This is a genomic window from Klebsiella sp. PK01, assembly GCF_057624675.1.
Map to the genome: position 1 here is coordinate 375,051 of NZ_JBYEZM010000005.1, position 19,783 is coordinate 394,833.

Below are 19,783 nucleotides of genomic sequence, written 5' to 3' on the forward strand. Positions count from 1 at the left end.
GGCGGCATGAAAAAGGTTACCTTATGTCCGAGCAGTTTCTCTATTTTCTGCAGCAGATGTTTAACGGCGTCACGCTGGGCAGTACCTATGCGCTGATCGCCATCGGCTATACGATGGTGTACGGCATTATCGGCATGATTAACTTCGCCCACGGCGAGGTCTACATGATCGGCAGCTACGTCTCGTTCATGATTATCGCCGCCCTGATGATGCTGGGTATCGATACCGGCTGGCTGCTGGTCGCCGCAGGCTTTGTTGGCGCTATCATTATCGCCAGCGCCTACGGCTGGAGTATCGAACGCGTGGCCTATCGTCCGGTACGTAGCTCCAAGCGCCTGATCGCGCTGATTTCCGCCATCGGGATGTCGATATTCCTGCAGAACTTCGTCAGCCTGACCGAAGGTTCGCGCGATGTCGCGCTGCCGAGTCTCTTTAACGGCCAGTGGATTGTCGGCCACAGCGATAATTTCTCCGCCACTATCACTACCATGCAGCTGGTGATCTGGGTGGTCACCTTTATTGCCATGCTGGCGCTGACGCTGTTTATTCGCTATTCGCGAATGGGCCGCGCCTGTCGCGCCTGTGCGGAAGATCTTAAAATGGCGAGCCTGCTGGGCATCAATACCGACCGCGTTATTGCGCTGACCTTCGTCATTGGCGCGGCGATGGCGGCGGTCGCTGGCGTCCTGCTGGGGCAGTTCTACGGCGTTATTAATCCCTACATCGGCTTTATGGCCGGGATGAAGGCCTTTACCGCGGCTGTGCTCGGCGGTATCGGTAGTATCCCTGGCGCGATGATCGGCGGCCTGATTCTGGGTATCGCCGAGGCGCTCTCTTCTGCCTATCTCAGCACCGAATATAAGGACGTCGTCTCCTTCGCGCTGCTGATTCTGGTGCTGTTAGTGATGCCGACCGGCATTCTGGGCCGCCCGGAGGTAGAAAAAGTATGAAACCGATGCAAATTGCGATGGCGCTGCTTTCCGCCGCGATGTTCTTTGTTCTGGCGGGCGTCTTTATGGGCGTGCAGCTGGAGCTGAATGGCACCAAACTGGTGGTCGACACCGCCGCCGATATTCGTTGGCAGTGGATCTTCATCGGCACCGCGGTGGTCTTTTTCTTCCAGCTGCTGCGCCCGCTGTTCCAGAAAGCGGTTAAGAACGTCTCCGGGCCGAAATTTATTATGCCGGCGATTGACGGGTCGACGGTCAAGCAGAAGCTGTTCCTGATAGCCCTGCTGGTGATTGCCGTGGCCTGGCCGTTTATGGTGTCGCGCGGCACGGTGGATATCGCGACTCTGACGATGATTTATATCATCCTTGGTCTCGGGTTGAACGTGGTGGTTGGGCTTTCCGGTCTGCTGGTATTGGGCTACGGCGGGTTTTACGCCATCGGCGCCTATACCTTTGCGCTGCTTAACCACTATTACGGTCTCGGTTTCTGGACCTGCCTGCCGCTGGCCGGCCTGGTCTCCGCGGCGGCTGGCTTCCTGCTTGGCTTCCCGGTGCTGCGTCTGCGCGGCGACTACCTGGCGATTGTGACCTTAGGCTTCGGCGAGATCGTGCGCATTCTGCTGCTCAACAATACCGAGATCACCGGCGGGCCGAACGGTATCAGCCAGATCCCGAAACCGACCTTCTTTGGTCTTGAATTTAGCCGTACCGCCCGCGAAGGCGGCTGGGATACCTTCAGCAACTTCTTCGGCCTGAAGTACGATCCCAGCGACCGGGTGATTTTCCTCTATCTGGTGGCGTTGTTGCTGGTGGTGCTCAGCCTGTTCGTTATTAACCGTCTGCTGCGGATGCCGCTTGGGCGGGCATGGGAAGCGCTGCGTGAAGATGAAATCGCCTGCCGTTCTCTGGGCCTGAGCCCGACGCGCATCAAGCTGACCGCCTTTACTATCAGCGCCGCGTTTGCCGGCTTCGCCGGCACGCTGTTCGCCGCGCGCCAGGGCTTCGTGAGCCCGGAGTCCTTTACCTTCGCCGAGTCGGCCTTTGTGCTGGCGATCGTCGTGCTGGGTGGGATGGGCTCGCAGTTTGCGGTGATCCTGGCGGCTATTCTGCTGGTGGTATCGCGCGAGCTGATGCGTGATTTCAACGAATACAGCATGTTAATGCTCGGTGGGTTGATGGTGCTGATGATGATCTGGCGTCCGCAGGGGCTGCTGCCGATGACGCGCCCGCAGCTGAAGCTGAAAAACGGTCAGGCGAAAGGAGAGCAGGCATGAGTCAGCCAATATTATCCGTGAACGGCCTGATGATGCGTTTTGGCGGCCTGCTGGCGGTCAATAACGTCTCTCTTGAGCTACGTCCGCAGGAAATCGTTTCCTTAATCGGCCCGAACGGCGCGGGTAAGACCACCGTTTTTAACTGTCTGACCGGTTTCTATAAACCTACCGGCGGCACCATTATGCTGCGCGACCAGCACCTGGAAGGGTTACCGGGCCAGCAGATTGCGCGGATGGGGGTGGTGCGAACCTTCCAGCACGTGCGTCTGTTCCGCGAAATGACGGTGATTGAAAACCTACTGGTGGCGCAGCATCAACAGCTGAAAACCGGCGTCTTCTCCGGCCTGCTGAAAACGCCAGCCTTCCGTCGCGCGCAGAGCGAAGCCCTGGATCGGGCCGCCACCTGGCTTGAGCGTATCGGCCTGCTGGAGCATGCCAACCGTCAGGCCAGTAACCTGGCCTACGGCGACCAGCGCCGGCTGGAGATCGCCCGCTGTATGGTGACGCAGCCGGAGATCCTGATGCTTGATGAACCGGCGGCGGGGCTTAACCCGAAAGAGACCAAAGAGCTGGATGAGCTTATCGCCGAGCTGCGTAGCCATCACAACACCACCATCCTGCTTATCGAACATGATATGAAGCTGGTGATGGGCATTTCCGATCGCATCTACGTCGTGAATCAGGGGACGCCGCTGGCCAACGGGACGCCGGAAGAGATTCGTAATAACCCGGACGTGATCCGCGCCTATTTAGGTGAAGCATAATGGTGGTGACGCATAAGATGGAAAAAGCGATGTTAACTTTTGACAATGTCAGCGCCCACTACGGCAAGATTCAGGCGCTGCACAACGTCAGCCTGCATATCAAACAGGGTGAGATCGTCACGCTTATCGGCGCTAACGGCGCGGGGAAAACTACCCTGCTCGGCACGCTGTGCGGCGATCCGCGGGCCTCCAGCGGGCGCATTGTCTTTGACGGTAAGGATATTACCGACTGGCAGACGGCGAAAATCATGCGTGAAGCGGTGGCGATCGTGCCGGAAGGGCGACGCGTCTTTTCGCGCATGACGGTGGAAGAGAACCTGGCGATGGGCGGTTTTTTTGCCGACCGCGACCAGTTTCATACCCGCATCAAATGGGTGTATGAGTTGTTCCCGCGTCTGCATGAACGCCGTATTCAGCGCGCCGGCACCATGTCCGGCGGCGAGCAGCAGATGCTGGCGATCGGTCGCGCTCTGATGAGCCAGCCGCGCCTGCTGCTGCTTGATGAGCCTTCATTAGGGCTGGCGCCGATTATCATTCAGCAGATTTTCGACACCATCGAGCAGCTGCGTGAACAGGGGATGACTATCTTCCTGGTTGAGCAGAACGCCAACCAGGCGCTGAAGCTGGCCGATCGCGGCTACGTACTTGAAAACGGTCACGTGGTGCTTGAGGATACCGGCGATGCGCTGTTAGCCAACGAGGCGGTGCGCAGCGCCTATCTCGGCGGTTAGTTTATCGTAACCCGGCGTCGTTCGCTTCGCCGGTTTGTAGCCCGGGCGAGGCGCTTGCGCCGACCCCGGGAGCCGATCGCACAAATATTATCCGTGTCTCAGCTCCCACTTTACTTCCCCCATCCTTTCATCGGCTTGTCATCTCTCTGACCCGTTACTATCTTTTTTTTGTAATAAAAAAGTTATTTTTCTGTAATTCGAACATGTCATGTTACCCCGCGAACATAAAACGCGTGAAATCGCGCATCCGGAACAACAAGAGAGATAACCGATGATATCGTTACGACATACAGCTTTAGGACTGGCGCTGAGCCTGGCATTTGCTGGTCAGGCACTGGCAGTAACCACCATCCCTTTCTGGCATTCAATGGAAGGGGAGCTGGGTAAAGAAGTTGATTCTCTGGCGCAACGTTTCAACGCGGCCAATCCTGATTACAAAATTGTTCCGGTGTACAAAGGCAACTACGAACAGAGCCTGAGCGCCGGTATCGCTGCCTTCCGTACCGGCAACGCGCCGGCGATTCTGCAGGTGTATGAAGTTGGTACCGCCACCATGATGGCGTCAAAAGCCATTAAGCCGGTATACCAGGTCTTTAGCGATGCGGGTATTAAGTTCGATGAATCGCAGTTCGTGCCGACGGTGTCCGGTTATTACACCGATTCAAAAACCGGTCATCTGCTCTCCCAGCCGTTTAACAGCTCCACGCCGGTGCTGTACTACAACAAAGACGCCTTCAAGAAAGCGGGCTTAGACCCTGAGCAGCCGCCGAAAACCTGGCAGGATCTGGCGGCCTACACCGCGAAGCTGAAAGCGTCCGGGATGAAGTGCGGCTACGCCAGCGGCTGGCAGGGCTGGATCCAGATTGAAAACTTCAGCGCCTGGCACGGCCTGCCGGTCGCCACGAAAAATAACGGTTTTGACGGCACCGACGCGGTGCTTGAGTTCAACAAGCCGGAGCAGGTGAAACATATCGCCCTGCTCGAAGAGATGAACAAGAAGGGCGATTTCAGCTATTTCGGGCGTAAGGATGAATCCACCGAGAAGTTCTATAACGGCGACTGCGCGATCACTACCGCGTCATCCGGCTCGCTGGCGGATATTCGTCAGTACGCGAAATTCAACTACGGCGTCGGCATGATGCCTTACGACGCCGATGTTAAAGGCGCGCCGCAGAACGCCATTATCGGCGGGGCCAGCCTGTGGGTGATGCAGGGCAAGGACAAAGAGACCTACACCGGCGTGGCGAAGTTCCTCGACTTCCTGACCAAACCGGAAAACGCCGCCGAGTGGCACCAGAAAACCGGCTATCTGCCGATTACCACCGCGGCCTACGATCTGACGCGCCAGCAGGGCTTCTATGATAAGAACCCGGGCGCTGATATCGCCACCCGCCAGATGCTGAATAAGCCGCCGTTGCCGTTCACCAAAGGCCTGCGCCTGGGCAACATGCCGCAAATTCGCACCATCGTCGATGAAGAGCTGGAGAGCGTGTGGACCGGCAAGAAAACCCCGCAACAGGCGCTGGACTCCGCCGTTCAGCGCGGGAATCAACTGCTGCGCCGTTTCGAGCAAGCCACCAAATCGTAATCTGTAACTTGCCCGGTGGCGCTGCGCTTACCGGGCCTACGATGTGCCCTATGTAGGCCGGGTAAGGCGTAGCCGCCACCCGGCATTGTTCAGGAACCAAATCTCAATGTCATCATCCCGTCCGGTATTCCGCTCGCGCTGGCTGCCCTATGTGCTGGTCGCGCCGCAGCTGATTATCACGCTGATTTTCTTTATCTGGCCCGCGGGCGAAGCGCTGTGGTACTCGCTGCAGAGCGTCGATCCGTTTGGCCTTTCCAGCCAGTTTGTCGGCCTGGATAACTTCGTCACGCTGTTCCACGACCCGTACTATCTGGACTCGTTCTGGACGACCATAAAATTCAGCACCCTGGTAACCGTCAGCGGCCTGCTTATTTCGCTGTTTTTTGCCGCGCTGGTCGACTATGTGGTGCGCGGCAGCCGCTTTTATCAAACGCTGATGCTGCTGCCGTATGCCGTGGCCCCCGCTGTCGCGGCGGTGCTGTGGATCTTCCTCTTCAATCCCGGACGCGGGCTGATCACGCATTTTCTTGGCGAATTGGGTTACGACTGGAACCACGCGCAAAACAGCGGCCAGGCGATGTTCCTGGTGGTCTTCGCCTCGGTCTGGAAGCAGATAAGCTACAACTTCCTGTTCTTCTTCGCCGCGCTGCAGTCGATCCCGCGTTCGCTGGTTGAGGCCGCCGCCATCGACGGCGCCGGGCCGATTCGCCGCTTCTTCAAGCTGGCGCTGCCGCTGATTGCGCCGGTGAGCTTCTTCCTGCTGGTGGTCAACCTGGTTTACGCCTTCTTCGATACCTTCCCGGTGATCGATGCCGCCACCGCCGGCGGCCCGGTGCAGGCGACCACCACCCTAATCTACAAAATTTATCGCGAAGGTTTCGCCGGGCTCGATCTTTCCGCTTCCGCCGCGCAGTCGGTGGTGCTGATGTTCCTCGTCATTATCCTGACGGTGGTGCAGTTCCGTTACGTTGAAAGTAAGGTGCGTTACCAATGATTGAGAACCGTCGCGGGCTGACGATTTTCAGCCACACCATGCTGATTCTGGGCATTGCCGTCATTTTATTCCCGCTGTACGTCGCCTTCGTGGCGGCGACGCTGGATAACAAATCGGTATTTGAAACGCCGATGACGCTGATCCCCGGCGGGCATCTGCTGGAGAACATGAAGACCATCTGGGTGAACGGCGTCGGCGTCAACAGCGCGCCGTTCTGGCTGATGATGCTCAACAGCTTCATCATGGCGTTCGCCATTACGGTCGGCAAAATCGTGGTGTCGATGCTTTCGGCGTTCGCCATCGTGTGGTTCCGCTTTCCGCTGCGTAACCTGTTCTTCTGGATGATCTTTATCACCCTGATGCTGCCGGTCGAGGTGCGTATTTTCCCGACGGTGGAAGTGATCGCCAACCTCAAAATGCTCGACAGTTATGCCGGGTTAACGCTGCCGTTAATGGCTTCGGCTACCGCCACCTTCTTGTTCCGCCAGTTCTTTATGACCCTGCCGGACGAGCTGATTGAAGCGGCGCGTATCGATGGCGCTTCGCCGATGCGCTTCTTCCGCGACATCGTGCTGCCGCTGTCGAAAACCAACCTCGCCGCGCTGTTCGTTATCACCTTTATCTACGGCTGGAACCAGTATCTGTGGCCGTTGCTGATTATTCAGGATGTGAATCTTGGCACCGCCGTCGCCGGTATTAAAGGCATGATCGCCACCGGCGAAGGTACTACCCAGTGGAATCAGGTGATGGCGGCGATGCTGCTGACCCTGATCCCGCCGGTCGTCATCGTTTTAGCCATGCAGCGCGCGTTTGTGCGCGGCCTGGTCGATAGTGAGAAATAAAATGGCTGGTTTAAAACTACAGGCAGTAAGCAAAAGCTGGGATGGCAAAACCCAGGTGATTCAACCGCTGACGCTGGACGTGGCGGACGGGGAGTTTATCGTTATGGTCGGCCCGTCAGGCTGCGGGAAATCAACGCTGCTGCGGATGGTCGCCGGACTTGAACGGGTGACCAGCGGCGATATCTGGATTGACCGTAAACGGGTGACCGAGATGGAGCCGAAAGATCGCGGCATCGCGATGGTGTTCCAGAACTATGCGCTTTATCCGCATATGAGCGTGGAAGAGAACATGGCGTGGGGGCTGAAGATTCGCGGCATGGGTAAGGGATTGATCGCCGAGCGCGTGCAGGAGGCGGCGCGTATTCTTGAGCTGGATGGCCTGCTCAAGCGCCGCCCGCGGGAACTGTCCGGCGGTCAGCGCCAGCGCGTGGCGATGGGCCGCGCTATCGTGCGTGACCCGGCGGTTTTCCTGTTCGACGAACCGTTGTCAAACCTCGACGCCAAGCTGCGCGTGCAGATGCGTCTGGAACTGCAGCAGCTGCATCGGCGCCTGAAAACGACTTCGCTGTATGTCACCCACGATCAGGTCGAAGCGATGACCCTCGCCCAGCGGGTGATGGTGATGAATAAAGGCATTGCCGAGCAGATCGGCACGCCGGTTGAGGTGTATGAAAAGCCAGCCAGCCGCTTTGTGGCGAGCTTTATCGGCAGCCCGGCCATGAATCTACTGGAGGGGCGGGTGAGCGATGACGGCGGCCGCTTTGAGCTGGAAGGCGGCATACAGCTGCCGATGAATCACGAGCATCGGCGCCACGCCGGGCGTAAAATGACTCTCGGTATTCGCCCGGAGCACTTTATTTTAAGCTCGCAGGCGCAAGGCGGCATCCCGCTGCTGATGGATACGCTGGAAATTTTAGGTGCCGATAACCTCGCTCACGGGCGCTGGGGCGAGCAGAAGCTGGTGGTCAGATTGCCGCATCAGCAGCGCCCGGCGGGCGGCAGTACGCTATGGCTGCATCTGCCATTGGAACATCTGCACCTCTTTGATGGTGAAACAGGACAACGCGCATGAGTAACTGGCCTTATCCCCGCATCGTCGCCCATCGCGGCGGCGGTAAACTGGCGCCGGAGAACACCCTGGCGGCTATCGACGTCGGCGCCCGCTACGGGCACACGATGATTGAATTTGACGCCAAGCTGTCGAAGGACGGGCAGATCTTTCTGCTGCATGACGATAATCTCGAACGCACGAGCAATGGCTGGGGCGTGGCGGGCGAGCTGGCGTGGGACGATCTGCTGAAGGTCGATGCCGGCAGCTGGTACAGCCGCGAGTTTAAGGGCGAACCGCTGCCGCTGCTCTCCCAGGTGGCGGAGCGCTGCCGCCGTCACGGCATGATGGCGAATATCGAAATTAAGCCGACTACCGGGCAGGGGCCGCAGACCGGAAAAGTGGTGGCGCTGGCCGCGCGCGATCTGTGGGCCGATATGACCGCGCCGCTGCTCTCATCCTTTGAAATTGATGCGCTGGAAGCGGCGCAGGAAGCCGCGCCCGAGCTGCCGCGCGGGCTGCTTCTGGATGAGTGGCGCGATGACTGGCGCGAATTGACCGCCCGGCTGGGCTGCGTCTCAATTCATCTCAATCACAAGCTGCTGGATGCGGCGCGGGTGGCGAGCCTGAAACAGGCCGGCCTGCATATTCTGGTGTATACGGTCAATAAACCCCAGCGCGCCGCCGAGCTGCTGCGCTGGGGCGTAGATTGCATCTGCACCGATGCTATTGACGTCATCGGGCCGAATTTCCAGCCTTAAGACTGATTTGCGGCGGACGATCTTTACGGGTTAGTCTGCCGCAGCATTCCGCCGTTGTTGTTCGGCAGTACCTGCGGCTGCGAATTGAGATTGCCGCCCTGCGCCGCGCGCTGCTGATTGGTCTGCAGCTGATTTTGCAAATGCTGCTGCTGCGTGCGGGTCTGGTTGTTCAGATTCTGCTTCAACATGCTTTGCTGCTGCTGTTGCTGCACCTTCATCTCATTTTGCATACGCTGCTGGCTGGGCACCACATAACCCGGCTGGTTAGGGTTGTTATCGATGTTGATCGGCTGTGCTAAAACGCCGAGCGGCATCAGCGCCGCCAGGAATAAAATCGCTTTCATTGTTTTCTCCTCCCGTGCGTGGGATCATTTAGTGTACCTCGAATTCGCCATAACAATGATTTTTTAGGAGTTATCAACCAGGCTTAAGCCGGGATATAAAACCTACCTTTCAGGAGTAAGACAATGATAAAAACAACAATATGGCGTCAGGTGGTCATCGCAGCGTTACTGGCGGGGGGCAGCTTTACCGTCGCCGCCAATCCGCCGCCCCCGCCGCCGGTCTCGTATGGCGTTGAGGAAGATGTGTTTCACCCGGTGCGCGCCCAGCAGGGGATGGTGGCCTCGGTGGATGCGCTGGCGACCCGCGTCGGCGTAGATATTCTGCGTCAGGGCGGCAACGCCGTCGATGCAGCGGTGGCTGTCGGCTACGCGCTGGCGGTCACGCATCCGCAGGCCGGTAATATCGGCGGCGGCGGGTTTATGATGCTGCGTACTAAAGACGGTAAAACCACGGCGATCGATTTCCGCGAGATGGCCCCGGAACAGGCCACCCGCGATATGTTCCTTGATGAACATGGCAATCCTGACAGTAAAAAATCGCTGACTTCGCATCTCGCTTCCGGCACGCCAGGCAGCGTCGCGGGTTTCTCACTCGCGCTGGAAAAATACGGCACCATGTCGCTAAACAAAGTGATCCGCCCGGCAATTAAGCTGGCGGAAGAGGGGTTTATCGTTAATGATGCGCTGGCTGACGATTTAAAAACCTACGGCAGCGAAGTGATCCCGCAGCATGAAAACAGCAAAGCGATCTTCTGGAAGAACGGCGAGCCGCTGAAAAAAGGCGACCGGCTGGTGCAAAAGAATCTGGGGAAAAGCCTGGAGCTGATTGCCGAGCACGGCCCGGACGCTTTCTATAAAGGGGCTATCGCCGACCAGATTGCCGGCGAGATGAAAAAACACGGCGGGCTTATCACCAAAGCCGACCTCGCCAACTACAAGGCCGTGGAGCGTACGCCGATTAGCGGTGAATATCGCGGCTATGAGGTCTACTCCATGCCGCCGCCGTCCTCCGGCGGGATCCACATCGTGCAGATCCTCAATATCCTCGAAAACTTCGATATGCAGAAATATGGCTTTGGCAGCGCCGACGCCATGCAGGTAATGGCGGAAGCGGAGAAACACGCCTACGCCGACCGTTCTGAATATCTCGGCGATCCTGACTTCGTCAAAGTGCCGTGGCAGGCGTTGACCAGCAAGGCTTACGCCAAAGCGATAGCCGCCGAGATTGACGTAAACAAGGCGAAGCCTTCCAGCCAGATCCGTCCAGGCAAGCTGGCGCCGTATGAAAGCAACCAGACCACCCACTTCTCGGTGGTCGATAAAGACGGCAATGCGGTGGCGGTCACCTATACGTTGAATACCACCTTTGGCACCGGCATCGTGGCCGGCGACTCCGGAATTATACTCAACAACCAGATGGATGATTTCTCGGCGAAGCCCGGCGTGCCTAACGTTTATGGTTTAGTTGGCGGCGACGCCAATGCGGTAGGGCCGAAAAAGCGCCCTCTGTCGTCGATGTCGCCGACGATTGTGGTGAAAGACGGGAAAACCTGGCTGGTGACCGGTAGCCCGGGCGGTAGCCGTATTATTACCACCGTGCTGCAAATGGTGGTCAACACCATTGATTTCGGGATGAACGTCGCGGAAGCCACCAACGCGCCGCGCTTCCACCACCAGTGGCTGCCGGACGAGCTGCGGGTGGAGAAAGGTTTTAGCCCGGATACCGTGAAATTGCTGGAAGCGAAAGGGCAGAAAGTCGCGCTGAAAGAGGCGATGGGTAGTACCCAGAGCATTATGGTAGGGCCGGATGGTACGCTGTATGGCGCTTCCGATCCGCGTTCGCCCGGTGATTTGACCGCGGGGTATTAAGGTGTTGCCCAGTGGCGCTGCGCTTACCGGGCCTACAATTGTGCGAACGTAGGCCGGGTAAGGCGAAGCCGCCACCCGGCAACACGCTACTTCATTCTCGCCATATAATACGCATCCACATACTCGCCGTTGCGCAATGCGTAACCCTTGGCGGTGCCTTCGATCTCAAAGCCGTACTTCTTATACACCGCGACCGCCGGGGCGTTATCGGCAAAGACGGTGAGTTCGATGCGATCGACCCGCAGCCAGTTGTCGCACATATCAATCATGGTGCGCATCAGGGCGCTGGCGACGCCTCGGTTATGCCAACGCGAATCTACGCTGATACCAAAATCGGCGACGTGGCTACGGCGGGGGCGTTGGACGACGGCAATGCTTAAATGGCCGACGACTTGCCCATCGATACAGGCCACCAGCTGCTTCACGCCGGGAGTATCGGTTAGCCGCTCCCGCCACATATGCTCGGATGGATGAGGAACCTGTAGCGTGTTGTGATACACCTCCGGCTGGGCGTGAATTTGACGAATCGCGTCAACATCTTTCGGTTCAGCATGGCGTATCACGATGTCACTCATTCCTTGTTCCTCATTCAGGTGAAAAGTCCCATTAAACATCACTGACTACGGCGTTTGAGTCAACACGCATTATTTGCAAAAAAAATGTAGACAAGTGCGAATGAGAATGATTATTATTGTCCTGCATTCAGGGGGACCCGTGCGGAAAGCCTGAAAGCACGACATTGCTCACATTGCTTCCAGTATTACTTTAGCCAGCCGGGTGCTGGCTTTTTTTTTGCGTCAATTCAGGCGTGTTGCGATTTGGCGGATTTCACCGCTTCTTCTGCGATCAGGCCGACGATATTGTTTTTATTTTTGCTCTCCGCGGTGGCCAATACCTCCGCGCTGCCGGTAAACAGGCCTCCCTTTTTAATCGCCAGCGTGCGATAGGCAAGGGTGCCGTCGAGGTTGCCATGTTCCTCAATAGCGATGCTATCGCCACGGCACTGGCCGTGTACCTTGCCGTCGACGATCAGCTCCCGGCAGCTGATATTGCCCTCCACGTGACCCTCGCGCATCACCTTAATCAGATGTTCTTTGGCCTCAATGTTGCCGGTGACCTGGCCATGGATATAGACATGACCGCAGGCGACGATATTGCCGACAAAATGCACCCCGCTGGCGATCACGGTGGTTTCCTGTTTTTTGACGCTCGCCGTTTCCGGTTCTGCTGCCGCCACGGTTGGCGCAGCGACTTCAGCAGCCTGCGCTTCGGTTTTATTTTTCTTCATAAACATAGCGTTAATTTTTTCCCGTTGGGTATGAGTAAGGAAAGCGAAGAGGGTACAGGCGGCCGCCAGGCGCGCCAGCGCGGTCTCATCGCTAAACCAGGCGATCAGGGCGAGAAGCCAGAAAAAAATGGCGCAGTTTATGGCGAGATACTTTTTTTCCATCAGCAGCGGCTGGCTACTCCGTTAGTCTTTAGCAACGTCCTGGTTTTGCCCTTCACTTATCCGCAGTTTCGTCATTGGAATCAAGACTTTCTGTTGAAAAATAGCGTTTTAATGACTTATTAATCAATCTCTTATTAAAAATTACGTATGAGTGATAACCGAAATATTTTGCCGGTGAATTTTCCTGCTCAGAGGAAAAGGAGGATGAAGTGAGCCGCCTGCTTGCGCTATGGTTAAAGGCAGCACATCAACTAAGGACAGCGTTATGATTCTGCACTGCGCATTTATTGGCTTTGGTAAAAGCACGACCCGCTACCATCTTCCTTACGTCCTGCATCGCAAAGACAGCTGGCACGTCGCGCATATTTATCGCCGCAGCGCCAGGCCGGAAGAACAGGCGCCGGCGTATTCCCATATCCACTTCACCAGCGACCTCGATGAAGTGCTGAATGACCCGCAGGTCAAGCTGGTAGTGGTCTGCACCCATGCTGATAGCCACTTCGAATACGCGAAGCGGGCGCTGGAAGCCGGGAAAAACGTACTGGTTGAAAAACCCTTCACCCCGACGCTTGCAGAGGCGAAGACCCTGTTCGCGCTGGCGAAAAGCAAAGGGTTGACGGTGACGCCTTACCAGAACCGCCGCTTCGATTCCTGTTTCCTGACCACCAAAAAGGTGATTGAAAGCGGGAAGCTCGGCGAACTGGTGGAAATTGAAAGTCATTTTGATAACTACCGACCGGTGGCGGAAACCATCCAGGGGGGACCGCAAAGTGGCGATTTCTACGGTCTCGGCGTACATACCATGGATCAGATCATTTCGCTGTTTGGTCGCCCGGATCATGTTGCCTACGATCTGCGCTCACTACGTAATAAAGCCAATCCCGATGACACGTTTGAAGCTCAACTGTTTTATGGCGACCTGAAAGCGATCGTCAAAACCAGCCACCTGGTGCAGATTGACTACCCGAAATTTATCGTTCATGGGCATAAAGGCTCGTTTGTGAAATACGGTATTGACCAGCAGGAGACCAGCCTGAAGGCCAACATTATGCCGGGCGATGCGGGGTTCGGCGCCGATGACAGCGTGGGGCAACTGGTTTACATCAACGAGGCGGGCGTGGCGGTACGTGAAGAGGTGCCGCTGGAAACCGGCGACTACGGACGAGTGTATGACGCGCTGTATGACACCCTCGTTAACGGCCAGCCGAATTACGTCAAGGAATCTGAAGTTCTCACCAATATGGAGATTCTGCAGCGCGGCTTTGAACAGCCTTCTCCGGCCACCATTACCCTCGCGAAATAAGAAACGCTGGCTCCTCGACGCTTGTTCATATTTTTTGAACAGAGGAGTCAATTTTCACCCTCTATGATCGCCGGCGGAATGGGTCCACACTTACTCCATCGAAAACATACGGGGGTGCAACATGATCTACTTACGCAAAGCTAACGAACGTGGCCACGCTAACCATGGCTGGCTGGATTCCTGGCATACTTTCTCTTTCGCCAACTACTACGACCCGAACTTTATGGGTTTCTCCGCGCTGCGCGTGATTAACGATGACGTAATCGACGCCGGCCAGGGGTTTGGCACCCATCCGCACAAAGACATGGAAATCCTGACTTATGTGCTGGAAGGGGCGGTTGAGCACCAGGACAGCATGGGTAACAAAGAGCAGGTTCCGGCCGGCGAGTTCCAGATCATGAGCGCGGGTACCGGCGTGCGTCACTCTGAGTACAACCCGAGCAGCACCGACCGCCTGCGTTTGTATCAGATCTGGATTATTCCAGAAGAAACCGGCATTACGCCGCGCTACGAGCAGCGCCGCTTTGATGCCGCGCAGGGCAAACAGCTGGTGCTGTCGCCAGATGCGCGCGAGGGTTCGCTGAAAGTGTACCAGGATATGGAGCTGTATCGCTGGGCGCTGCTGAAAGATGAGCAGTCGGTTCACCAGATTGCCGCGGAACGTCGCGTGTGGATCCAGGTAGTGAAAGGCGAAGTGACGATTAACGGCACCAAAGCCACCACCAGCGATGGTCTGGCGATTTGGGACGAGCAGGCGATTTCGGTTCACGCCGACAGCGATAGCGAAATATTGCTGTTCGATCTGCCGCCGGTTTGATACGCGTCATCCTTCAAGCCGCATTTTTGTTGGCTCTCCTCACTCACCCCGGTCGCGTACCCTTTGTACGCTTCCGGGGATTAAATGAGGGACATCCCAGTCCCTCACCGAAGGCAGCCTTTGGCTGTTCAAATTCGTTACTGCGAATTTGTCGTGCGTTGCCGCCTCAATGCAACTTGAATGATTTTGCGTATTAACTCTAAATAAATCTTTTGGCCCTTTTTTCTCCGGGAAGGTTGCGCTTTGTCCGTGATAAACTGAGAAAATGTTTCCCAGCCGATCACAGTCAGGACGATGAAAAAGAAAAGACCCGTACTTCAGGATGTAGCCGATCTTGTCGGCGTGACCAAAATGACGGTCAGTCGCTATTTACGTAACCCGGAACAGGTTTCTGAGGCCCTGCGTGGCAAGATTGCCGTTGCACTCGATGAGCTGGGTTATATTCCCAATCGTGCTCCTGATATTCTCTCCAACGCCACCAGCCGCGCCATCGGCGTGCTGCTGCCATCGTTAACCAACCAGGTCTTCTCGGAAGTGCTGCGCGGCATCGAAAGCGTCACCGACGCCTTCGGTTATCAAACCATGCTGGCGCACTACGGCTATAAGCCGGAGATGGAAGAGAAGCGTCTCGAATCGATGCTCTCCTGGAATATTGACGGCCTGATCCTCACCGAACGTACCCACACGCCGCGCACGCTGAAAATGATCGAAGTCGCCGGCATCCCGGTGGTTGAGCTGATGGACAGCCAGTCGCCGTGCCTCGACATTGCCGTCGGTTTCGATAACTTCGAAGCGGCGCGGCAGATGACGGCGGCGATTATCGCCCGCGGCCACCGCCACGTTGCTTATCTCGGCGCGCGTCTTGATGAACGTACTATCATCAAACAGAAGGGGTACGAGCAGGCGATGCTCGATGCCGGCATGACGCCCTACAGCGTGATGGTGGAGCAATCTTCTTCTTACTCGTCGGGGATTGAGCTGATGCGTCAGGCGCGCCGCGAATATCCGCAGCTCGACGGTATCTTCTGTACCAACGATGACCTCGCGGTCGGCGCGGCGTTCGAGTGCCAGCGTCTGGGGCTGAAAATCCCGGACGACATGGCGATAGCCGGTTTCCACGGTCACGATATCGGTCAGGTGATGGAGCCGCGTCTCGCCAGCGTACTGACCCCGCGCGAGCGCATGGGCCGCATCGGCGCCGAGCGTCTGCTGGCGCGCATCCGTGGTGAGACGATTACCCCTAAGATGTTAGATTTAGGTTTCACATTGTCACCGGGTGGATCTATTTAAACCGACAAGTTTGAAGTAGATCACACATATTCACATCTGGCACGAATGGTTATTGCTTCTCCCAGGGTCCGGCATGACAATGTTACCGATAACAGTTACCCGTAACACTCGCCCGTAATCATTAACCAGTACGCCGCTTTCGCGCTGTATCAGTCAGCCCCGGCGCGGCGTACCAGTCCAGTGGGAGGACGCTTTGAGCACGACTAACCATGATCACCACGTCTATGTCCTGATGGGCGTTTCCGGCAGTGGTAAATCCGCCGTCGCCAGCGAAGTGGCGCATCAACTGAAAGCCGCGTTTCTCGATGGCGATTTTCTGCATCCGCGCAGCAACATCACCAAGATGGCTTCCGGCGAGCCGCTGAACGACGATGACCGTACCCCGTGGCTGCAGGCGTTGAATGACGCGGCATTTGCCATGCAGCGTACCAACAAAGTTTCGCTGATCGTCTGCTCGGCGCTGAAAAAAAGCTACCGCGACATTCTGCGCAAAGGCAACCCGAACCTCTCCTTTATCTACCTGAAAGGCGACTTCGACGTGATTGAAAGCCGTCTGAAGGCGCGTAAAGGGCACTTCTTCAAAACCCAAATGTTGGTGACGCAGTTTGAAACACTGCAGGAACCAGGCGCTGACGAAAGCGATGTGCTTATCGTCGATATCGACCAGTCACTGGAAGGCGTGGTCGCCAGCACCATTGAGGTGATTAACAAAGGCAGTAACTAGTGAGTACTTTAACGCTTGTTTTAACAGCAGTCGGCTCGGTATTGCTGCTGCTGTTTTTAGTCATGAAGGCGCGTATGCACGCCTTCGTGGCTTTGATGGTGGTTTCTATTGGCGCAGGTCTCTTTTCCGGTATGCCGCTGGATAAAATCGCGGCGACGATGGAAAAAGGGATGGGCGGCACGCTGGGCTTCCTGGCGATAGTCGTCGCGCTGGGCGCGATGTTCGGTAAAATTTTGCATGAAACCGGCGCGGTCGACCAGATTGCGGTGAAAATGCTGAAGTCCTTCGGCCATAACCGCGCGCACTATGCGATTGGTCTTGCCGGTCTTATCTGCGCGCTGCCGTTGTTCTTTGAAGTGGCGATCGTGCTGCTGATTAGCGTCGCGTTTTCCATGGCGCGCCATACCGGCACTAACCTTGTGAAGCTGGTGATCCCGCTGTTCGCCGGCGTAGCCGCCGCCGCGGCATTCCTGCTGCCGGGGCCTGCGCCGATGCTGCTGGCTTCGCAGATGCACGCCGATTTCGGCTGGATGATCCTGATTGGCCTCTGCGCCGCTATTCCGGGGATGATTATCGCCGGTCCGCTATGGGGTAACTTCATCAGCCGCTACGTTGAGCTGCATATTCCTGACGATATCAGCGAACCGCATCTCGGCGAAGGTAAAATGCCGTCCTTCGGCTTTAGCCTCTCGCTGATCCTGCTGCCGCTGGTGCTGGTCGGCCTGAAAACCATCGCCGCGCGCTTTGTGCCGGTGGGATCCACCGCCTATGAATGGTTCGAGTTTATCGGCCACCCATTCACCGCGATTCTGGTTGCCTGCCTGGTAGCGATTTACGGCCTGGCGGTACGTCAGGGGATGGCGAAAGATCGCGTGATGGAGATCTGCGGCGCGGCGCTGCAGCCGGCGGGGATTATTCTGCTGGTGATTGGCGCAGGCGGCGTCTTCAAGCAGGTGCTGGTGGACTCCGGCGTCGGCCCGGCGCTCGGCGAAGCGCTGACTGGCCTGGGTCTGCCGATTGCGATTACCTGCTTCGTGCTGGCGGCTGCCGTGCGTATTATTCAGGGCTCCGCGACCGTGGCGTGCCTGACGGCGGTCGGCCTGGTGATGCCGGTCATTGAGCAACTGAACTACAGCGGCGCGCAAATGGCGGCTCTCTCCATCTGTATCGCGGGTGGTTCGATTGTGGTAAGTCACGTCAACGATGCCGGCTTCTGGCTGTTCGGTAAGTTCACCGGCGCCAGCGAAGCGCAGACGCTGAAAACCTGGACGATGATGGAAACCATCCTTGGCACCACCGGCGCCATTGTCGGGATGATTGCTTTCCAGCTGCTGAGCTAAGTAAAAATAATTTCCCCGGACACCACCACGGTATCCGGGGGAAAAACCAGGGTAATACCGCTTACCCTGGATTCTCTTCGGTAACACGCTTTTTTCCCCTCTTTTCCACTTCCTTTTGCCGTAAATATCAGCTCTACGACAATGATCGTATTGCTCGTCAGGCCTTGCGGCGCAAGGCTTTGTCCGTTTTTTTTCGCAAGCGTGAAAGCGATATTTTTCGCGCTGAATCCATAATCAGGATCAATAAAATAGCGACGGAAAATATTCCATTACGCGGGTTATTTGCCCGATAATCTTTACGCTTTTTATGACTACCAGCGACGGTAGGCGGAGTGCGGGATAAGTTGCTTTTCTGATTGGCGCGCAATCATTGATTAATTTCACTTGCGACTTTAGCTGCATTTTGTAATGTGAAGGACATCCCAGTTGGAAACTGGCCTGGCACTAACAGCACACACCTCGCAGGAATACGTTATGAAAAATGTTGGTTTTATCGGTTGGCGTGGAATGGTCGGCTCTGTTCTCATGCAACGCATGGTGGAAGAGCGTGATTTCGACGCCATTCGCCCTGTTTTCTTCTCCACCTCTCAGCTGGGTCAGCCCGCGCCGTCATTCGGCGGCAGTACCGGGGGGACGCTTCAGGATGCATTCGATCTGGAAGCGCTGAAGGCGCTGGACATTATTGTTACCTGCCAGGGCGGCGATTACACCAACGAGATTTACCCGAAGCTGCGCGAAAGCGGCTGGCAGGGGTACTGGATTGACGCGGCGTCTTCGCTGCGCATGAAAGACGATGCGATCATTATTCTCGACCCGGTTAACCAGGATGTGATTACCGCTGGCCTGAATAACGGCATTAAAACCTTCGTCGGCGGCAACTGTACGGTGAGCCTGATGCTGATGTCCCTCGGCGGCCTGTTTGCCCATGACCTGGTGGAGTGGGTCAGCGTGGCGACCTACCAGGCGGCTTCCGGCGGCGGCGCGCGCCATATGCGCGAACTGCTGAGCCAGATGGGCCAACTGCATGGCCACGTGGCGAGCGAGCTGGCGAACCCGGCGTCCGCGATTCTCGATATCGAGCGCAAAGTGACGTCGCTGACCCGCAGCGGCGATCTGCCGGTCGATAACTTTGGCGTGCCGCTGGCGGGCAGCCTGATCCCATGGATCGACAAACAGCTTGATAACGGCCAGAGCCGCGAAGAGTGGAAAGGCCAGGCGGAGACGAACAAAATTCTCGCCACCGCGTCGCCGATCCCGGTCGATGGTCTGTGCGTGCGCGTCGGCGCGCTGCGCTGCCACAGCCAGGCGTTTACCATCAAGCTGAAGAAAGATGTTTCTATCCCGACCGTTGAGGAACTGCTGGCCGCGCATAACCCGTGGGCCAAAGTGGTGCCAAACGATCGCGACATCACCATGCGCGAGCTGACCCCAGCCGCGGTGACCGGCACCCTGACCACCCCGGTAGGGCGCCTGCGTAAACTGAACATGGGTCCTGAGTACCTGTCGGCCTTTACCGTCGGCGACCAGCTGCTGTGGGGCGCCGCCGAACCGTTGCGCCGCATGCTACGACAGCTGGCGTAAACGCAGGACAAACGATAAGGGGTGTGGATACACCCCTTTTTTTTGCGTAATACAAGGAGTAAACGCGGATGTTGGATTTTTCCCCACGGAGGTAACGCAGCCTTGGCTATGCT

At 56.9% G+C, this 19,783-nt stretch carries 19 protein-coding genes; 16 read left to right on the plus strand and 3 right to left on the minus strand.

All coding sequences use genetic code 11. The features are described from left to right. The first annotated feature begins 23 nt into the window (after positions 1 to 23). The 9 genes from livH (at position 24) to ugpQ (ending at position 8,952) form a co-directional block, all read left to right on the plus strand. Entirely contained in the window at positions 24 to 950 is a 927-nt protein-coding gene (gene livH, locus AC22LX_RS18065; protein WP_047047924.1) for a high-affinity branched-chain amino acid ABC transporter permease LivH, read from the plus strand. Further along, positions 947 to 2,224 carry a branched chain amino acid ABC transporter permease LivM gene (gene livM, locus AC22LX_RS18070; RefSeq protein ID WP_015369324.1) on the plus strand — a complete coding sequence of 426 codons (1,278 nt, stop codon included), beginning with the start codon at positions 947 to 949 and terminating at the stop codon, positions 2,222 to 2,224. The genes livH and livM overlap by 4 nt, the downstream gene beginning before the upstream one ends. After that, positions 2,221 to 2,988 carry a high-affinity branched-chain amino acid ABC transporter ATP-binding protein LivG gene (gene livG / locus AC22LX_RS18075; RefSeq protein ID WP_015369325.1) on the plus strand — a complete coding sequence of 256 codons (768 nt, stop codon included), beginning with the start codon at positions 2,221 to 2,223 and terminating at the stop codon, positions 2,986 to 2,988. The genes livM and livG overlap by 4 nt, the downstream gene beginning before the upstream one ends. 17 nt (positions 2,989 to 3,005) lie before the next feature. Next, the gene (livF, locus tag AC22LX_RS18080) at positions 3,006 to 3,719 is read left to right on the plus strand and encodes a high-affinity branched-chain amino acid ABC transporter ATP-binding protein LivF (RefSeq protein WP_086538103.1); all 714 of its coding nucleotides are present in this window, start codon (positions 3,006 to 3,008) and stop codon (positions 3,717 to 3,719) included. A gap of 271 nt (positions 3,720 to 3,990) precedes the next feature. Then, entirely contained in the window at positions 3,991 to 5,307 is a 1,317-nt protein-coding gene (ugpB, locus tag AC22LX_RS18085; RefSeq protein WP_045394824.1) for a sn-glycerol-3-phosphate ABC transporter substrate-binding protein UgpB, read from the plus strand. Between the two features lie 106 nt (positions 5,308 to 5,413). Next, positions 5,414 to 6,301 carry a sn-glycerol-3-phosphate ABC transporter permease UgpA gene (gene ugpA, locus AC22LX_RS18090; RefSeq protein WP_015369328.1) on the plus strand — a complete coding sequence of 296 codons (888 nt, stop codon included), beginning with the start codon at positions 5,414 to 5,416 and terminating at the stop codon, positions 6,299 to 6,301. Continuing rightward, positions 6,298 to 7,143, plus strand: a complete 846-nt coding sequence (ugpE, locus tag AC22LX_RS18095) for a sn-glycerol-3-phosphate ABC transporter permease UgpE (RefSeq protein ID WP_015369329.1) — start codon at positions 6,298 to 6,300, stop codon at positions 7,141 to 7,143. Before ugpA ends, ugpE begins: the two co-directional genes overlap by 4 nt. Before the next feature lies 1 nt (position 7,144). Then, entirely contained in the window at positions 7,145 to 8,215 is a 1,071-nt protein-coding gene (locus AC22LX_RS18100) for a sn-glycerol-3-phosphate import ATP-binding protein UgpC (protein WP_032709316.1), read from the plus strand. Next, positions 8,212 to 8,952, plus strand: a complete 741-nt coding sequence (gene ugpQ, locus AC22LX_RS18105) for a glycerophosphodiester phosphodiesterase (RefSeq protein WP_020077771.1) — start codon at positions 8,212 to 8,214, stop codon at positions 8,950 to 8,952. Before AC22LX_RS18100 ends, ugpQ begins: the two co-directional genes overlap by 4 nt. Positions 8,953 to 8,975: 23 nt before the next feature. Here ugpQ and AC22LX_RS18110 read toward each other — a convergent pair whose 3' ends face one another. Continuing rightward, positions 8,976 to 9,296 carry a DUF2756 family protein gene (locus tag AC22LX_RS18110; RefSeq protein ID WP_045375783.1) on the minus strand — a complete coding sequence of 107 codons (321 nt, stop codon included), beginning with the start codon at positions 9,294 to 9,296 and terminating at the stop codon, positions 8,976 to 8,978. A gap of 123 nt (positions 9,297 to 9,419) precedes the next feature. On the opposite strand from AC22LX_RS18110, the gene ggt reads away from it, so the two are divergent. Beyond that, positions 9,420 to 11,165 (plus strand): gamma-glutamyltransferase, encoded by a 1,746-nt coding sequence (gene ggt, locus AC22LX_RS18115; RefSeq protein WP_487334127.1) that lies wholly within the window; start codon positions 9,420 to 9,422, stop codon positions 11,163 to 11,165. A gap of 86 nt (positions 11,166 to 11,251) precedes the next feature. On the opposite strand, the gene yhhY is transcribed toward ggt, so the two are convergent. Both yhhY and AC22LX_RS18125 read right to left on the minus strand, forming a co-directional pair. Beyond that, positions 11,252 to 11,740, minus strand: coding sequence for an N-acetyltransferase (yhhY, locus tag AC22LX_RS18120; protein WP_045394825.1), 489 nt, complete (start codon positions 11,738 to 11,740; stop codon positions 11,252 to 11,254). A 227-nt stretch (positions 11,741 to 11,967) separates the two neighbouring features. Beyond that, positions 11,968 to 12,615, minus strand: a complete 648-nt coding sequence (locus AC22LX_RS18125) for a bactofilin family protein (protein ID WP_063415107.1) — start codon at positions 12,613 to 12,615, stop codon at positions 11,968 to 11,970. Between the two features lie 265 nt (positions 12,616 to 12,880). Here AC22LX_RS18125 and AC22LX_RS18130 point away from each other — a divergent pair, with 265 nt between their 5' ends. From AC22LX_RS18130 to asd, 6 genes are all read left to right on the plus strand, one after another. Next, positions 12,881 to 13,918, plus strand: coding sequence for an oxidoreductase (locus AC22LX_RS18130; RefSeq protein WP_045394887.1), 1,038 nt, complete (start codon positions 12,881 to 12,883; stop codon positions 13,916 to 13,918). Positions 13,919 to 14,039: 121 nt separating this feature from the next. Beyond that, a complete protein-coding gene (locus tag AC22LX_RS18135; RefSeq protein WP_045394827.1) occupies positions 14,040 to 14,735 on the plus strand; it encodes a pirin family protein in 696 nt (231 codons plus the stop codon). Positions 14,736 to 15,029: 294 nt separating this feature from the next. Then, positions 15,030 to 16,025: a gluconate operon transcriptional repressor GntR gene (gene gntR, locus AC22LX_RS18140; protein WP_015369338.1), complete on the plus strand. Its 996-nt coding sequence runs from the start codon at positions 15,030 to 15,032 to the stop codon at positions 16,023 to 16,025. A 193-nt stretch (positions 16,026 to 16,218) separates the two neighbouring features. Beyond that, complete coding sequence (gene gntK, locus AC22LX_RS18145; protein WP_015369339.1) at positions 16,219 to 16,749, plus strand: gluconokinase; 531 nt, start codon at positions 16,219 to 16,221, stop codon at positions 16,747 to 16,749. Next, positions 16,749 to 18,089 carry a gluconate transporter gene (gene gntU, locus AC22LX_RS18150; RefSeq protein WP_015369340.1) on the plus strand — a complete coding sequence of 447 codons (1,341 nt, stop codon included), beginning with the start codon at positions 16,749 to 16,751 and terminating at the stop codon, positions 18,087 to 18,089. Before gntK ends, gntU begins: the two co-directional genes overlap by 1 nt. A 474-nt stretch (positions 18,090 to 18,563) precedes the next feature. After that, on the plus strand, positions 18,564 to 19,670 hold the full coding sequence (gene asd, locus AC22LX_RS18155; protein ID WP_015369342.1) for an aspartate-semialdehyde dehydrogenase: 1,107 nt from the start codon (positions 18,564 to 18,566) through the stop codon (positions 19,668 to 19,670). The last annotated feature ends 113 nt before the right edge of the window (positions 19,671 to 19,783 follow it).

What these genes read in the sequence shown, in the direction of transcription:
- livH (WP_047047924.1), top strand. Translation starts at nt 24, where the DNA reads ATGTCCGAGCAGTTTCTCTATTTTCTGCAGCAGATGTTTAACGGCGTC.
- livM (WP_015369324.1), top strand. Translation starts at nt 947, where the DNA reads ATGAAACCGATGCAAATTGCGATGGCGCTGCTTTCCGCCGCGATGTTC.
- livG (WP_015369325.1), top strand. Translation starts at nt 2,221, where the DNA reads ATGAGTCAGCCAATATTATCCGTGAACGGCCTGATGATGCGTTTTGGC.
- livF (WP_086538103.1), top strand. Translation starts at nt 3,006, where the DNA reads ATGGAAAAAGCGATGTTAACTTTTGACAATGTCAGCGCCCACTACGGC.
- ugpB (WP_045394824.1), top strand. Translation starts at nt 3,991, where the DNA reads ATGATATCGTTACGACATACAGCTTTAGGACTGGCGCTGAGCCTGGCA.
- ugpA (WP_015369328.1), top strand. Translation starts at nt 5,414, where the DNA reads ATGTCATCATCCCGTCCGGTATTCCGCTCGCGCTGGCTGCCCTATGTG.
- ugpE (WP_015369329.1), top strand. Translation starts at nt 6,298, where the DNA reads ATGATTGAGAACCGTCGCGGGCTGACGATTTTCAGCCACACCATGCTG.
- AC22LX_RS18100 (WP_032709316.1), top strand. Translation starts at nt 7,145, where the DNA reads ATGGCTGGTTTAAAACTACAGGCAGTAAGCAAAAGCTGGGATGGCAAA.
- ugpQ (WP_020077771.1), top strand. Translation starts at nt 8,212, where the DNA reads ATGAGTAACTGGCCTTATCCCCGCATCGTCGCCCATCGCGGCGGCGGT.
- AC22LX_RS18110 (WP_045375783.1), bottom strand. Translation starts at nt 9,296, where the DNA reads ATGAAAGCGATTTTATTCCTGGCGGCGCTGATGCCGCTCGGCGTTTTA.
- ggt (WP_487334127.1), top strand. Translation starts at nt 9,420, where the DNA reads ATGATAAAAACAACAATATGGCGTCAGGTGGTCATCGCAGCGTTACTG.
- yhhY (WP_045394825.1), bottom strand. Translation starts at nt 11,740, where the DNA reads ATGAGTGACATCGTGATACGCCATGCTGAACCGAAAGATGTTGACGCG.
- AC22LX_RS18125 (WP_063415107.1), bottom strand. Translation starts at nt 12,615, where the DNA reads ATGGAAAAAAAGTATCTCGCCATAAACTGCGCCATTTTTTTCTGGCTT.
- AC22LX_RS18130 (WP_045394887.1), top strand. Translation starts at nt 12,881, where the DNA reads ATGATTCTGCACTGCGCATTTATTGGCTTTGGTAAAAGCACGACCCGC.
- AC22LX_RS18135 (WP_045394827.1), top strand. Translation starts at nt 14,040, where the DNA reads ATGATCTACTTACGCAAAGCTAACGAACGTGGCCACGCTAACCATGGC.
- gntR (WP_015369338.1), top strand. Translation starts at nt 15,030, where the DNA reads ATGAAAAAGAAAAGACCCGTACTTCAGGATGTAGCCGATCTTGTCGGC.
- asd (WP_015369342.1), top strand. Translation starts at nt 18,564, where the DNA reads ATGAAAAATGTTGGTTTTATCGGTTGGCGTGGAATGGTCGGCTCTGTT.